Annotated in this window: 9 protein-coding genes; 7 read left to right on the top strand and 2 right to left on the bottom strand. The window is 60.6% G+C overall.

Annotated features, from left to right (window positions below; all coding sequences use genetic code 11):
• The first annotated feature begins 36 nt into the window (after positions 1-36).
• The 3 genes from ACVC5H_RS18410 to ACVC5H_RS18400 all read left to right on the top strand — a co-directional run bounded on the left by ACVC5H_RS18410 (position 37) and on the right by ACVC5H_RS18400 (position 2,704).
• A complete protein-coding gene (locus ACVC5H_RS18410; protein WP_489619217.1) occupies positions 37-885 on the top strand; it encodes a peptidyl-prolyl cis-trans isomerase in 849 nt (282 codons plus the stop codon).
• 233 nt (positions 886-1,118) lie between these two features.
• Positions 1,119-1,481 carry a hypothetical protein gene (locus tag ACVC5H_RS18405; RefSeq protein ID WP_489619216.1) on the top strand — a complete coding sequence of 121 codons (363 nt, stop codon included), beginning with the start codon at positions 1,119-1,121 and terminating at the stop codon, positions 1,479-1,481.
• Entirely contained in the window at positions 1,478-2,704 is a 1,227-nt protein-coding gene (locus ACVC5H_RS18400; protein ID WP_209585377.1) for an IS256 family transposase, read from the top strand. Before ACVC5H_RS18405 ends, ACVC5H_RS18400 begins: the two co-directional genes overlap by 4 nt.
• Before the next feature lie 685 nt (positions 2,705-3,389).
• On the opposite strand, the gene ACVC5H_RS18395 is transcribed toward ACVC5H_RS18400, so the two are convergent.
• Positions 3,390-5,465: a M3 family metallopeptidase gene (locus ACVC5H_RS18395; protein WP_489619215.1), complete on the bottom strand. Its 2,076-nt coding sequence runs from the start codon at positions 5,463-5,465 to the stop codon at positions 3,390-3,392.
• Between the two features lie 69 nt (positions 5,466-5,534).
• Positions 5,535-6,380 (bottom strand): bifunctional methylenetetrahydrofolate dehydrogenase/methenyltetrahydrofolate cyclohydrolase FolD, encoded by an 846-nt coding sequence (gene folD / locus ACVC5H_RS18390; protein WP_489619214.1) that lies wholly within the window; start codon positions 6,378-6,380, stop codon positions 5,535-5,537.
• A 284-nt stretch (positions 6,381-6,664) separates the two neighbouring features.
• Here folD and gshA point away from each other — a divergent pair, with 284 nt between their 5' ends.
• From gshA to lpdA, 4 genes are all read left to right on the top strand, one after another.
• Positions 6,665-8,260, top strand: a complete 1,596-nt coding sequence (gene gshA / locus ACVC5H_RS18385) for a glutamate--cysteine ligase (protein WP_489619213.1) — start codon at positions 6,665-6,667, stop codon at positions 8,258-8,260.
• Between the two features lie 536 nt (positions 8,261-8,796).
• Positions 8,797-11,493: a pyruvate dehydrogenase (acetyl-transferring), homodimeric type gene (gene aceE / locus ACVC5H_RS18380; RefSeq protein ID WP_489619212.1), complete on the top strand. Its 2,697-nt coding sequence runs from the start codon at positions 8,797-8,799 to the stop codon at positions 11,491-11,493.
• 53 nt (positions 11,494-11,546) lie between these two features.
• Positions 11,547-13,316, top strand: a complete 1,770-nt coding sequence (gene aceF / locus ACVC5H_RS18375; protein ID WP_489619211.1) for a dihydrolipoyllysine-residue acetyltransferase — start codon at positions 11,547-11,549, stop codon at positions 13,314-13,316.
• Between the two features lie 30 nt (positions 13,317-13,346).
• On the top strand, positions 13,347-15,119 hold the full coding sequence (gene lpdA / locus ACVC5H_RS18370) for a dihydrolipoyl dehydrogenase (protein WP_489619210.1): 1,773 nt from the start codon (positions 13,347-13,349) through the stop codon (positions 15,117-15,119).
• The last annotated feature ends 69 nt before the right edge of the window (positions 15,120-15,188 follow it).

The raw sequence follows: 15,188 nt of genomic DNA, 5'->3' as shown, positions 1-15,188 counted from the left end.
TCTGATCAAAGACCATTTTTAAAAAGGATATGAAAAATGATGAATAGCCTTTCTCTCCGTCATACGCTTTGTACCAGCTTGTTGATCGTACCCGCCTTGCTGTTTGCTCAGACGATCGACAAGTCTTCGCCTCCGGCCGGTGTGGCCGCCGTCGTCAATGGCAAGAACATTCCTGAAAGCCAGGTCCAGGAGGCCATCAAGCTCACGGGATTGCCTGACTCTGCACAGCTACGCAATGCAGTCAAATCGCAACTCATCGCACGGGAGCTATTCCGTCAGCAGGCCATCAAGAGTCCGGCGCTGGAAAATCGTCCTGAAGTCAAGAAGGCCATGCAGGAGGCCAAGGATGCCGCGATGATCCAGCTCTATTTGCGTGATGCGATCAAGCCATCGCCCGTTACCGAGGATATGGTACGCGAGCAGTTCAACGCCATTGTTGGAAGTCTCGGGCCTAATGAGTACAAGGCTCGGCTGATTCAGGTTGAAGACGAAGCCAGCGCCCAGAAAGTCCTGGAACAAGTCAAGGCCGGGGCAGACTTTGCGAAGCTCGCAGCGCAATACAGCACCGCTGCCAACAAGAATCGAGGCGGCGAGCTTGAATGGGTGAGTTTCAAGTTGCCGGCTACTGAAGGCAAGACGCAAAACCTTCCCCTGCCGGTAGCGCAGGCGATTTCTGAACTGGTCCCTGGTGGTGTGACGCAGGCGCCGGTGGTCTGGAACAACGAGCGATACGTCATCCGGCTGGATCAGCTGCGGCCAACTCAAGTGCCGCAATACGACGACGTAAAGGCCGCGTTGCGCCAGACCATGGAACGCAAGGCGCTCGAGCAAGCCACCCTGAAACTGGTTGGCGAACTGACCTCTTCGGCAAAAATCCAGCAATAAACATCGTTGTCACCGCATCGGTGACGCAAGACCGGAGTGTCGTTTGATCGCGCGCCGGTCCGGGAATACGCATACAAGAAAAATCGGGGAATCTCATGCAACGCGCCACCTCATCCAATGCCATGTCGAGAAGGTTTTTGCGGCAGGGGCCGCCGTTAGCTGGTTCTTCGCTGATGCTCTCTGTTGGTACATGACCGAAACCCCGCGCGCTCTGGCAGCGAATGTTGGCGGCTATGCTGGCCTTCCTCCTCTGGTTGGGACCACTGGAAATTGTCTGGCAGGATGCACAGCGTTCTGCACAGCAGATGGGGGCGGGCGCGGAGCGCACTTATGCATTCAATGACGCAATCGCGTGGCAGGTCTTTTCCATGCGTTTGCAAGAGGAGGTCAAGAAGGCAGAGCAAGATGGAAACTGGTTCCGCGTTGTCGCAACTTTTGAGGAAAAGCTGCCGGGCATTCTGCCGGCAGTGTCAGCGGAGTTGAGGAGCAAGCTTCCTTCCTTGCGTCTTGGTGGCAGTGCCCAGGCGGGCCTGTACATAATTTTGTGTAAACGGACTATTGGCAGGAAACTGTCGCCTTGTCCGGAGCCACAATGAGTAAAAAGAAACACGACGTACCCGAAGAATTACTGGCTGGATTGCTAGCCAATTACAAGAATCCCGAAGATTTAATAGGTGAAGAAGGCCTGTTGAAGCATCTCACCAAGCTGGTGGTGGAACGAGCCCTGGAAGCCGAGCTGAGCGAGCACCTGGGCCATGAGAAGCACGGGAGCGTAGCCAATGAGTCGGGCAACACCCGAAACGGCAAGAGTCGCAAGACGCTAAAGGGCGAATTCGGCGAGTTGCCAATTGAAGTTCCTCGAGACCGTCATGGCAGCTTCGAACCGAAGCTGGTAACCAAGCATCAGACGCGCTGGGCCGGCTTCGACGACAAGATTATTTCGCTGTATGCCCGTGGCATGACAGTAAGAGAGATTCAGGCGCACCTGGAAGAGATGTATGGAACCGAGGTGTCACCCAGCCTGATTTCATCGGTCACTGACGCCGTTGTCGATGAAGTCAAAGCCTGGCAAGCTAGGCCATTGAATCCAATTTATCCCATCGTTTATCTCGACTGTATCCATGTCAAAGTGCGTGAAGGAACGGTGCGAGTAAAAGCCGTCTACCTAGCCATCGGCATCACCATGGACGGTGAGAAGGAGGTGTTGGGACTGTGGCTAGCGCAAACGGAAGGCGCCAAGTTCTGGCTGCAGGTTGTCACTGAGCTGCGTAATCGCGGCGTGCAAGATATCTTCATCGCTTGCGTTGACGGCTTGAAGGGCTTCCCGGATGCCATCGAAGCTGTGTTCCCGAAGACCACGGTGCAGCTGTGTATCGTCCACATGGTCCGGCACAGCTTGAATTACGTCTCATGGAAACGACGTCCGGAGGTGGCGGCTGACCTACGATTGATTTACCAGTCGGCAACCGCCGAAGAAGCCGAACTCCGACTCGGTGAATTCGAAGAGAAATGGGATGCAGAGTATCTGCCTATCGGCCAATCCTGGCGGCGCAACTGGCCCCGTCTGATTCCGTTCTTCGACTTCCCACCAGAGATTCGAAAGGTCATCTATACGACCAATGCCATCGAGTCGGTCAACATGAGTTTGCGCAAGCTGACTAAGAACCGGGGCTCGTTCCCCAGCGATGAGGCGCTGATTAAACTCTTCTTCCTGGCCCTGCGCAACATCAGTAAAAAGTGGACGCTGCCCATCCGAGATTGGAAAGCTGCACTGACTCGGTTTACTATCCAGTTCGGTGAACGTATCTCTATGAATTAAACGAAATCCCGTTTACACAAAAAATCGGACACGCCCAAGCAATGGGTTTATTGGCTGAACTTGGTAAAAGTACGATACTTGGTACATGCGCCAAAGTGTTTTGTATGCATCAGGGGTATGAGATAAATTATTTTCTTTCCGAAGAAGAAGATCCCCCGATATTTCAATTTTTTGAGGGGCAAGAGAGCCCGACGAAAGCATGGAACACTTTTTCCCAATTTCTCGATTCTGCAATTGATAGTCATCTTAAACAGTGGAAAAATCTCCATAGTTAGGTTGAAATGAATCGCTTCTCGCTGACTGAAAACTCCCCCCACTTCCTCGGAAATTTATATCCTAAGTTGTCCGCGTTTAGACCACAAACCTGCTCATTGTTGATTTGCTCGCAGAATTGACCCTCTCCATCTGATCCGCTTTCCACTGCCTTCCGAAGGCCGCCACGCGGTCATACGACCCCTCATAGCCCAAGTCCCTAAGGTCCAAGAACATCTGTTTCAAGGTTCGTAAAGCTTGCACCGGTCACCGGTTTTAGCAAGGCCGTACTAACAAATTCCGCGCCGTTGCGCTGCTTAGATGTTGCTCTAAAAATTAAAAAAGCCTTGACTCTCGCCAAGGCTTCATTGTCCATCTGGCGAACTGTCTACACTGACAGTCCATTCTGCTCCTTCATTGAGCCGACTACTACTCAGGCCGCCATCCCACTATGCCGCAGCAGCGCATCAATGCTCGGCTCCCGCCCACGGAACGCCTTGAATGACTCGATAGCCGGACGCGAACCGCCCACAGCCAGGATTTCCTGCTGGAAGCGGCGGCCGGTTTCCAGCGAGATCACATTGCCGCTGCTGGCAGCCGCCTCTTCAAAGGCGCTGTAAGCGTCAGCCGACAGCACTTCCGCCCACTTGTAGCTGTAGTAACCCGCCGCATACCCACCCGCAAAGATGTGCGAGAACGAATGCTGGAAGCGGTTGAACTCCGGCGGACGGATCACGGCGATGCGGTCGCGCACGCTGTCGAGCAGTTGCTGCACGGTCTGGTTGCCACCCACTTCATATTCATGGTGGATCAGCATGTCGAACAGTGAGAACTCCACCTGGCGCAGCATCTGCAAGCCGGACTGGAAGTTCTTGGCGGCGATCATCTTGTCGTAGAGCGCACGCGGCAGCGGCTCGCCGGTTTCTGCATGCGAGGTCAGCTGCTGCAGCACATCCCATTCCCAGCAGAAGTTTTCCATGAACTGCGAAGGCAGTTCCACCGCATCCCATTCCACACCGGAAATACCCGATACGCCCACTTCATCGACTTGCGTCAGCATGTGGTGCAGACCATGGCCAAACTCATGGAACAGGGTGATGACTTCATCATGGGTGAACAGAGCCGGCTTGGTCACGCCATCGACCACGGCAGGTTCGGTGAAGTTGCAGACCAGGTAGGCAATCGGGGTTTGCACGCCCTGCGCGGTCAGGCGGCGGGCGCGGGCGTCATCCATCCAGGCGCCGCCACGCTTGCCGGAGCGGGCATACAGGTCCAGGTAGAACTGGCCGACCAGCTGGCCGTCGCGCTCGATGCGGAAGAACTTCACATCCTTGTGCCAGACCGGGGCGGTATCGGGCTTGATCTGCACGCCGAAGAGCTGCTGCGCCACCTGGAACAGGCCGCCGACCACCTTGGGCTCGGGGAAATATTGCTTCACTTCCTGTTCCGAGAAGGCGTAGCGCTGCTCGCGCAGTTTTTCGGAGGCATAGGTGCTGTCCCACGCCTTGAGCTCATCCAGGCCCAGCTTTTCGCGGGCGAAGGTCTTCAGTTCTTCATAGTCTTTCTGACCGAAGGGGCGGGCGCGCTGGCCCAGGTCTTCCAGGAAGGCGATCACTTCGCTGGGTGACTTGGCCATCTTGGCCACCAGCGAGACTTCGGCGAAGTTGGCATAGCCCAGCAGTTGCGCTTCTTCCTTGCGCAATTGCAGGATCTGGTCGATGTTGGCGCTGTTGTCCCATTCCGGCTTGACGCCCAGCTCCGACGCCTTGGTGGCGTTGGCGCGGTAGATTTTCTCGCGCAGCGCGCGATTATCTGCATATTGCAGAACGGGGAAATAAGAGGGGAAGTGCAGGGTGAACTTGTAGCCGGGCTTGCCGTCCTTCTCGGCGGCGGCACGTGCAGCTTGCTTCACATCGGCCGGAATCCCCGACAATTCGGCCTCGTCCTCGACGAAGAGGGCGAAATCATTGGTGGCATCCAGCACGTTTTCGGAGAAACGGGTGGTCAGCATGGCCTGCTTTTCCTGGATCTCGGCGAAGCGTTCCTTCTTGTCGTCGGCCAGTTCGGCACCGGACAGGCGGAAGTCGCGCACGGCATTGTCCACCACCTTGCGGCGCGCCGCCGACAGGGAAGCGAAGGCCGGGCTGGCCTGCAGCGCCTTGTACTTCTCGAACAAGGCCAGGTTCTGGCCCAGCGAGGTCCAGAATTCCACCAGGCGCGGCTGGTTCTCGTTGTAGGTGGCACGCAGGGCCGGGGTGTCCATCACCGAATTCAGGTGGCCGACCACGCTCCAGGCGCGGCCCAGCTTTTCGGTGGCCGACTCCAGCGGTTCGACGAAGTTGTCCCAGGTGACCTCGGCCATCGGCGCTTCCAGTTCGGTCACCAAGCGGCTGGCGTCGGCCAGCAGCTTGTCCAGCGCCGGGGTGACGTGTTCGGGCTTGATCGCATCGAACTGGGCATAGCCCGAGAAGTCGAGCAGGGGATTGGCGGCGATGTCGGTGGTGGTCATGGGCTCTCGTTTCTCAGTAAACATCCGGCAGCCAGGCTGCCGGAGGGGATTGCGCTAAAGGCGTGCCGATCAGCTGCGTTCGGCGGCTTCGATGGTGTTGACCAGCAGCATGGTGATGGTCATCGGACCCACGCCACCCGGCACCGGGGTGATCCAGCCGGCAACTTCCTTGGCATTGGCAAAATCGACGTCGCCGCACAGCTTGCCGTTGTCATCGCGGTTCATGCCGACGTCGATGACGACCGCGCCAGGCTTGACCATATCCGCAGTGACGATGTTGCGCTTGCCGGTAGCGACCACCAGGATGTCGGCCTGGCGGGTGTGGTGGCCGAGGTCACGGGTCTTGGAATTGCAGATGGTGACGGTGGCGCCGGCTTGCAAGAGCAACATCGCCTGCGGCTTGCCGACGATGTTGGAAGCACCGACCACCACGGCATTGGCGCCGCGCACCGGGTAATTGATCGATTCCAGCATCTTCATGACGCCATAGGGCGTGCAGGGGCGGAACAGCGGCTGGCCGGTCATCAACAGGCCGGCGTTGCTGACGTGGAAGCCGTCCACGTCCTTTTCCGGGGCGATGGCTTCGATTACCTTGTGGGCGTCGATATGCGCCGGCAGCGGCAGCTGGACCAGGATGCCGTTGATCTTGGGATCGCTGTTGAGGGCATCGATGCGGGCCAGCAGCTCGGCTTCCGTCATCGAGGCTTCATATTTCTCAAGAACGGAATGAAGGCCATTGTCCTGGCAGGCCTTGACCTTGTTGCGCACGTAGACCTGGGAAGCCGGGCTGTCGCCCACCAGGATCACGGCCAGGCCGGGTTGCTTGCCCTGGGCGGTGAGGGCGGCGGCGCGTTGGGCGACCTCGGCGCGCAGTTGTTGGGAGAGCAGGTTTCCGTCGATCAGTTGGGCAGACATGGCAGATAAGGCAAATAAAAGGCAGGGCTGGGAGGAAGGCGCCGGACAGGCCGGGCCACTGAAGGGCGCAAGGCGCCAGAACCCGTGATTATAAAGCCAGGCGGCAGGACGGACGACATGCAGGGGCGGCGAGAGCTTGTTGCCTGATTGAAAACATTCGTCCGGCCTTTCCTTGCTGTCGGCTTTTGGGGCAGCGCACGACGGCGATTTGCAATTTCGGTTATGCTCCCGCATCCAGAGGACCCCGCTCCTGACAGAGAGCACCCAGATACAAGGACTACCGCATGACCGATCTCCTGACCCGCCGCCTGCAACAGCTTTCCCAGCCGCACCATCTTGCGCTGCTGGGCCAGGGCCTGCGCGGCGTGGAGCGGGAGACGCTGCGCGTGGATGCCCACGGCCATCTGGCCCGCACGCCCCATCCGCCGGCGCTGGGTTCGGCCCTGACCAATGACCTGATCACCACCGATTACTCCGAAGCGTTGCTGGAATTCATCACCCCGGCCATGCCCGACATCGCCGATGCCCTGCAGCGCCTGGACGAGATCCATCGCTTTGCCTATGCCAAGCTCGATGGCGAATTCCTGTGGAATGCCTCCATGCCCTGCGTACTGCCGCCGGAAGACGAGATTCCCATCGCCTGGTATGGCAGCTCGCACATCGGCATGTTGAAGCACGTCTATCGCCGTGGCCTGGCGCTGCGCTATGGCCGCACCATGCAATGCATCGCCGGGATTCACTACAACTTCTCATTAAGTGAAGACCTGTGGGAAGTCCTGCGCGACGAGGACGATACCGTCGATCCCTCGCTGTCGCGCCGCGATTACCAGTCCGAGCGCTACATCGCCCTGATCCGCAACTTCCGCCGCTACAGCTGGCTGCTGATGTACCTCTTCGGTGCATCGCCGGCCGTGGCGACCAACTTCCTGCGCGGCCGCCCGCATCAGCTGGAGACGCTCTCGGAAGACACGCTCTACCTGCCCTACGGCACCAGCCTGCGCATGAGCGACCTGGGTTACCAGAACCACGCCCAGGCCAACATCACGCCGCACTACAACAACCTGCCGGCCTACATCCGCAGCCTGTCGCATGCGGTCAGCCAGCCGTATCCGCCCTATGAAGCCATCGGTACCAAGCGCGACGGCGAATGGGTACAGATCAATACCAACATCCTGCAGATCGAAAACGAGTTCTACTCCTCGATCCGCCCCAAGCGCGTCATCAACAGCGGCGAGCGTCCGGTACAGGCGCTCTCGGCGCGCGGCGTGCAGTATGTGGAAGTGCGCTGCATGGACATCGATCCCTTCAATCCGTTGGGCATCGGGCTGGAAGCCGCCCGCTTCCTGGATGTCTTCCTGCACTTCCTGGCGCTGGAGTCGAGCTGCCTGACCTCGGACGAGGAGGGCGCGGAAAACCGTGCCAACTTCCTGGCCACCGTCAAGGAAGGTCGCCGTCCCGGCCTGCAACTGCACTCCAAGGGTGAATCCATCCTGCTGACCGACTGGGGCCATCAGTTGCTGGACCGCATGGCGCCGGTCGCCGAACTGCTGGACCGCCATCTGGGCGGCAGCCAGCACCAAGACAGCCTGGCCGCCCAGCGCGCCAAGCTGGCCGATCCCGACAGTACGCCCTCGGCGCGGGTGCTGCGCGAGATCCGTGCGTCTGGTAACTCCTTCCCGGCCTATACCCTGGCCAACAGCCAGCGCCAGGCCGCAGAACTGATCGCCCGTCCGCTGCCGCCGTCCAAGACGGCCGACTTCGTGGTCATCGCCCAGGCCTCGCTGGATGCCCAGCGCGACATCGAGCGCACCCAGGTGGGAGACTTCGATACCTTCGTCGCGGCTTATCGCGCTAGCACCCTGGGCAACATCGCCATCTAATTTGTCTTCATTTATATAGAGCAATAGTTGAAGAAGTAACCAACAGGCAACGCCTCGTCCCTGGACGAGGCGTTTTTGTTGATCGCGTGGAAATGCCCTTCGTTGCTGGATTGGCAATTATTTTCGTTCACTTTTGCCGCGTCAAAAATGCTCTTTAAGGCGCTCCAGCAGGCCTTTGCCGCATTGCAAACAGGGCAAGAAAACCGCGCCCACAAGCCGATATAGTAAAAATACGAGGCCCTGGAAGCCGCTATCCATGCCGCTTTGCAGCATATTTTCGCATTATGAAATTGATTATCGTAATTTGAAAATCAAAAATTCCCTGATAAAATTCGTCGTCCACACGGCTGGAAGACCGTACATTTAAGCCTGCTGCGCCACCCAGGCCTTGCCCCACGGGCCGGGAAGGGTTGTGGCACAGTCAACACATGACGGCTTTTCCTGCATCACCTGCCGGCGGCATTGCTACCGAATGAACCGACCGACCCGCTGGTCCACCTGACCGGACGGATCTCTCAACAACCAGGAGACATGACATGTCAGCCCAAATCGATCAAGTTCTGGCGCAGGCCGCCAACGATCCCGATGTGATGGAAACCCAGGAGTGGCTCGATGCCCTCGAAGCCGTGATCGAAAAGGAAGGCCCGGATCGCGCCCACTACCTGATGGAACGCATGGTCGATCTGGCCCGCCGCCGTGGCGCCCATATCCCCTTCTCCAGCAACACCGCCTACGTCAACACCATTCCCGCCGACCAGGGCGAGCACTGCCCGGGCAACCTGGAATATGAAGAGCGCCTGCGCTCCTGGATGCGCTGGAACGCCATGGCCATGGTGGTCAAGGCCAACCGCGTGGATGGCGACCTGGGTGGTCACCTGTCTTCCTTCGCCTCGCTGGCCAACATGCTGGGCATCGGCTTCAACCACTTCTGGCACGCCCCGACCGAAGACCACGGCGGCGACCTGCTGTATATCCAGGGCCACTCCTCGCCCGGCATCTACGCACGCGCCTTCCTGGAAGGCCGCCTGACCGAAGACCAACTGATCCACTTCCGCCGCGAAGCCGATGGTCACGGTCTGTCGTCCTACCCGCACCCCAAGCTGATGCCGGAATTCTGGCAGTTCCCGACCGTCTCGATGGGCCTGGGCCCCTTGATGGCGATCTACCAGGCCCGCTTCCTGAAGTACCTGCACGCCCGTGGCATCGCCAAGACCGACAACCGCAAGGTCTGGGCCTTCTGCGGCGACGGCGAGATGGACGAGCCGGAATCGATGGGCGCCATCGGCATGGCCGGCCGTGAAAAGCTGAACAACCTGGTCATCGTGGTCAACTGCAACCTGCAGCGCCTGGACGGCCCGGTGCGCGGCAACGGCAAGATCATCCAGGAACTGGAGTCCGACTTCCGCGGCGCCGGCTGGAACGTGGTCAAGGTCATCTGGGGCAGCGGCTGGGACGAGCTGCTGGCCAAGGACAAGGACGGCATCCTGCAGAAGGTCATGATGGAAACCGTCGACGGCGAGTACCAGAACTACAAGGCCAAGGATGGCGCCTACGTGCGCAAGCACTTCTTCGGCAAGCATCCCAAGCTGCTGGAAATGGTCTCCAAGATGTCGGATGACGACATCTGGCGCCTGACCCGTGGCGGCCACGACCCGCACAAGATCTACGCCGCCTTCAAGGTCGCGCAGGAATCCAAGGACCAGCCCACCGTGATCCTGGCCAAGTCCATCAAGGGCTATGGCTTCGGCAAGGCCGGCGAAGCGCGCAACACCGCGCACAACACCAAGAAACTGGACGACGAAGCCATCCGCGCCATGCGCGACCGCTTCCAGCTGCCGATCTCGGATGCTGAACTGCCGAACATCCCGTTCTTCAAGCCCGCTGACGACGCACCGGAAATGCAGTACCTGCACGAGCGCCGCAAGGCCCTGGGCGGTTACCTGCCGCAACGCCGCGTGCACGCTGACGAAAAGCTGCCGGTGCCGGAACTGTCGGCCTTCCAGGCCATGCTGGAACCCACTGCCGAAGGCCGTGAGATCTCCACCACCGCCGCTTATTCGCGCGTGCTGACCGCACTGCTGCGCGACCCCAACCTGGGCCCGCGCGTGGTGCCCATCATGGTCGACGAGTCCCGTACCTTCGGTATGGAAGGCCTGTTCCGCCAGATCGGCATCTTCAGCCAGGTCGGCCAGCTGTACGAACCGGTCGACAAGGACCAGGTGATGTACTACCGCGAAGACAAGGCCGGCCAGATCCTGCAGGAAGGCATCAACGAAGCGGGCGGCATGAGCTCGTGGATCGCTGCGGCGACCTCGTACTCGACCAACAACCGCGTGATGATTCCGTTCTACACCTACTACTCCATGTTCGGTCTGCAGCGTATCGGCGACCTGGCCTGGGCAGCCGGTGACATGCGCGCACGCGGTTTCCTGATCGGCGGCACCGCCGGCCGTACCACCCTGAACGGTGAAGGCCTGCAGCACGAAGACGGGCACAGCCACGTGTTCGCTTCGGCGATTCCGAACTGCATCCCCTACGACCCGACCTTCGCGCACGAAGTCGCGGTGATCATCCATGACGGCCTGCGCCGCATGGTGGCCAACCAGGAAGACGTGTTCTACTACATCACCGTGATGAACGAGAACTACGGCCACCCTGGCATCAAGCCGGGCCAGGAAGAGGGCATCATCAAGGGCCTGTACCTGCTCAACGAAGGCGGCAAGGAAAACAAGCTGCGCGTGCAACTGCTGGGTTCGGGCACCATCCTGCGCGAAGTCATCGCCGCCGCCGACCTGCTGCGTGATGACTGGAAGGTTGACGCCGACGTCTGGTCCGCACCGTCCTTCACCCTGCTGGCGCGCGATGGCCAGGACGTGGAACGCTGGAACATGCTGCACCCGGCCGAGGCCCCGAAGAAGAGCTACTTCGAGCAATCGCTGGAAGGCAGCGAAGGCCCGATCGTGGTCTCCACCGACTACATGCGCACCTACGCCGAGCAGGTCCGCGCCTTCGTGCCGAAGGGCCGTTCCTACAAGGTGCTGGGCACCGACGGCTACGGCCGTTCGGACACCCGCGCCAAGCTGCGTGAGTTCTTCGAAGTGAACCGTTACTTCGTGACCGTGGCCGCCCTGAAGTCGCTGGCCGATGAAGGCAAGATCAAGCCGGAAGTGGTGGCGCAAGCCATCGCCAAGTACGGCATCGATCCCAACAAGCCCAACCCGGTGACCGTGTAAGGACTGCCTGACCGACCATCCCCGCCTCAGCCTGCTGATCGCGGGGATGTGTCGTGTCTGGAACTGCCACCCCAACGGGGAGGTCCGCTGCCCCGGCAGCACCTTCCCCAAGCGAATACTTCTCCCGGCACAGCGCCAGGGAACAGAACAACGGAGCGCATCAGATGAGTCAAGTCGAAGTAAAAGTCCCGGACATCGGCGATTTCAAGGAAGTCGAAGTCATTGAGGTGATGGTCAAGGTCGGCGATACGATCAAGGTCGACCAGTCGCTGATCACGGTCGAATCCGACAAGGCCAGCATGGAAATCCCGTCCAGCCAGGCGGGCGTGGTCAAGGAAATCAAGGTCAAGGTCGGCGACAAGGTGGCCGAAGGCTCGCTGCTGGTGATCGTCGAAGGCGAGGGCGCTGCTGCTCCCGCCGCCGCACCGCAAGCCGCCGCTGCCGCTCCTGCGGCCGCGCAGGCCTCCGCCCCGGCACCGGCCCCTGCTGCTGCACCGGCAGCCGCTGCTGGCGGCACCGTCGAGATCGAAGTCCCGGACATCGGCGACTTCAAGGAAGTGGAAGTCATCGAAGTGATGGTCAAGGTGGGTGATACCGTCAAGGCCGAGCAGTCGCTGTTGACCGTGGAATCCGACAAGGCCAGCATGGAGATCCCCTCCAGCCACGCTGGCGTGATCAAGGAACTGAAGGTCAAGCTGGGTGACAAGGTGTCCAAGGGCAGCATCATCGCCACCATCGAAGTCGCGGGCGGTGCGCCTGCCGCTGCTCCCGCTGCTGCGCCTGCAGCCGCGCCCGCCCCTGCGGCTGCACCTGCGCCTGCCGCAGCCCCCGCACCGGCTGCCGCCGCCGTGCCGGCCATCGCTACCGCTTCGGCCACCAGCACCGGTGGCAAGGCCCACGCTTCGCCATCCGTGCGCAAGTTCGCCCGCGAGCTGGGTGTGGACCTGTCGCGCGTGCCGGCTACCGGTCCCAAGGGCCGCATCCTGCAATTGGACGTGCAGAACTTCGTCAAGGGCGTCATGGCCGGTTCCACCTCGGTGGCGGCTTCTGCACCTGCCACCAATGGCAGCGGCACGGGCATGAACCTGCTGCCGTGGCCGTCGCTGGACTTCAGCAAGTTCGGTGAAACCGAACTGCAACCGCTGTCACGCATCAAGAAGATCAGCGGCCCCAACCTGCATCGCAACTGGGTGATGATCCCCCACGTGACGCAGTTCGACGAAGCCGACGTGACCGAGCTGGAAGAATTCCGCAAGACCTCCAACGATGCCTTCGCCAAGGCCAAGTCGCCGGTCAAGCTGACCATGCTGGCCTTCGTCATCAAGGCCAGCGTCTCGGCGCTGAAGAAGTTCCCGGCCTTCAATGCGTCCTTGGACGAGAAGGGCGAGAACCTGATCCTGAAGAAGTACTACAACATCGGCTTCGCCGCCGATACCCCGAATGGCCTGGTGGTCCCGGTCATCAAGAACGCCGACCAGAAGAGCATCGGCCAGATCGCTACCGAAATGGGCGAACTGTCCGCGCAGGCCCGTGACGGCAAGCTGAAGCCTGCCGACATGCAAGGCGCCACCTTCACCATCTCCTCGCTGGGTGGCATTGGCGGCACTGCCTTCACGCCCATCATCAATGCGCCGGAAGTGGCGATCCTGGGCCTGTCCAAGTCGATCACCAAGCCGGTGTGGGATGGCAAGCAATTCGTGCCGCGCCTGATGCTGCCGACCTCGCTGTCCTATGACCACCGTGTCATCGACGGCGCCATGGGCGCGCGCTTCTCGGCGTATCTCGCCGACGTGCTGGGCGACCTGCGCAAGTCGCTCCTCTAAGCCACCACCGAACATTACGGAGTCAGGACAATGAGTCTCTCTGAAGTCAAGGTCCCCGATATCGGGGATTTCAAGGAAGTCGAAGTCATCGAGGTGATGGTCAAGGTCGGCGACACCATCAAGGTGGACCAGTCGCTGATCACCGTCGAATCCGACAAGGCCAGCATGGAAATCCCGTCCAGCCAGGCGGGCGTGGTCAAGGAAGTCAAGGTCAAGGTCGGCGACAAGGTCGCCGAAGGTTCGCTGCTGTTGCTGGTGGAAGCGGCCGGCGAAGCCGCTGCAGCCCCGGCTCCGGCTGCTGCACCTGCCCCGGCTGCAGCGCCTGCTCCGGCAGCCGCTCCCGCTGCCGCACCGACGGCGGCCAGCTTCGGCGGCAGCGCTGACGTGCAGTGCGACGTGATGGTGCTGGGCGGTGGCCCCGGTGGTTACTCGGCGGCCTTCCGCGCTGCCGACCTGGGCCTGAACACCGTCATCGTCGAGCGTGAATCCACGCTCGGCGGCGTCTGCCTCAATGTCGGTTGCATCCCCTCCAAGGCACTGCTGCACGTGGCCGCCGTGATCGACGAGACTGCGGCAATGGCTTCGCACGGTGTCACCTTCGGCAAGCCCGAGATCGACATCGACAAGCTGCGCGCCTACAAGGACAAGGTGATCGGCACCATGACCGGTGGCCTCGCCGGCATGGCCAAGGCCCGCAAGGTGGCGGTGGTCAATGGCGAAGGCCAGTTCGCCGGCCCCAACCATATCGAAGTCACCGCTGCGGATGGCAGCAAGAAGGTAGTGCAGTTCAAGCACGCCATCATCGCGGCCGGTTCCTCGGTGGTGAACCTGCCTTTCGTGCCGCAGGATCCGCGCATCGTCGATTCGACCGGCGCGCTGGAACTGCGCCAGGTGCCCAAGCGTATGCTGGTCATCGGCGGCGGCATCATCGGCCTGGAAATGGCCACCGTCTATTCCACCCTGGGTGCACGCATCGATGTGGTCGAGATGATGGATGGCCTGATGCAGGGCGCCGACCGCGATATGGTCAAGGTCTGGCAGAAGTTCAACGAGAAGCGCTTCGATAACGTCATGGTCAAGACCAAGACCGTGGCCGTGGAAGCGCTGCCGGAAGGCATCAAGGTCACTTTCGAAGCCGCTGAAGCTGGTGCCACCGCACCCGAGCCGCAGCTGTACGACCTGGTGCTGGTGGCGGTGGGTCGCAGCCCGAACGGCAAGAAGCTGTCGGCCGACAAGGCTGGCGTGATCGTCTCGGATCGCGGCTTCATTGCCGTGGACAAGCAGATGCGCACCAACGTCCCGCACATCTTCGCCATCGGCGACCTGGTGGGCCAGCCCATGCTGGCGCACAAGGCGGTGCATGAAGGCCACGTGGCGGCCGAAGCGATTGCCGGCGAGAAGAGCTTCTTCGACGCCAGCGTCATTCCTTCGGTGGCTTATACCGATCCGGAAGTGGCATGGGTCGGCGTGACCGAAGACGAAGCCAAGGCCAAGGGCATCAAGATCGAGAAGGGTCACTTCCCGTGGGCCGCATCCGGTCGCGCCGTGGCCAATGGCCGTTCGGAAGGCTTCACCAAGCTGCTCTTCGATGCCGAGACCCATCGCATCATCGGTGGCGGCATCGTTGGTACCCATGCAGGCGACATGATCGGCGAAGTGGCCCTGGCCATCGAGATGGGCGCCGATGCGGTCGATATCGGCAAGACCATCCACCCGCACCCGACTCTGGGCGAGTCCCTGGGCATGGCAGCGGAAGTGGCAGAAGGGCATTGCACGGACTTGCCGCCGCAGCGCAAGAAGTAAGCGCAGCGTCATGCATGAAAAAATGGCGGACCCTCGGGGCCGCCATTTTTTTCATGGGGTCACGCCTGC

This window comes from Herbaspirillum sp. Her3, assembly GCF_057961275.1.
The sequence above is the reverse complement of the archived record's forward strand: the minus strand, read 5'-3'. Positions and strand labels throughout refer to the sequence as shown.

Excerpts from the sequence above, each read along its gene's own strand:
- ACVC5H_RS18410 (WP_489619217.1), top strand. The coding sequence starts at position 37 with ATGATGAATAGCCTTTCTCTCCGTCATACGCTTTGTACCAGCTTGTTG.
- ACVC5H_RS18405 (WP_489619216.1), top strand. The coding sequence starts at position 1,119 with ATGCTGGCCTTCCTCCTCTGGTTGGGACCACTGGAAATTGTCTGGCAG.
- ACVC5H_RS18400 (WP_209585377.1), top strand. The coding sequence starts at position 1,478 with ATGAGTAAAAAGAAACACGACGTACCCGAAGAATTACTGGCTGGATTG.
- ACVC5H_RS18395 (WP_489619215.1), bottom strand. The coding sequence starts at position 5,465 with ATGACCACCACCGACATCGCCGCCAATCCCCTGCTCGACTTCTCGGGC.
- folD (WP_489619214.1), bottom strand. The coding sequence starts at position 6,380 with ATGTCTGCCCAACTGATCGACGGAAACCTGCTCTCCCAACAACTGCGC.
- gshA (WP_489619213.1), top strand. The coding sequence starts at position 6,665 with ATGACCGATCTCCTGACCCGCCGCCTGCAACAGCTTTCCCAGCCGCAC.
- aceE (WP_489619212.1), top strand. The coding sequence starts at position 8,797 with ATGTCAGCCCAAATCGATCAAGTTCTGGCGCAGGCCGCCAACGATCCC.
- lpdA (WP_489619210.1), top strand. The coding sequence starts at position 13,347 with ATGAGTCTCTCTGAAGTCAAGGTCCCCGATATCGGGGATTTCAAGGAA.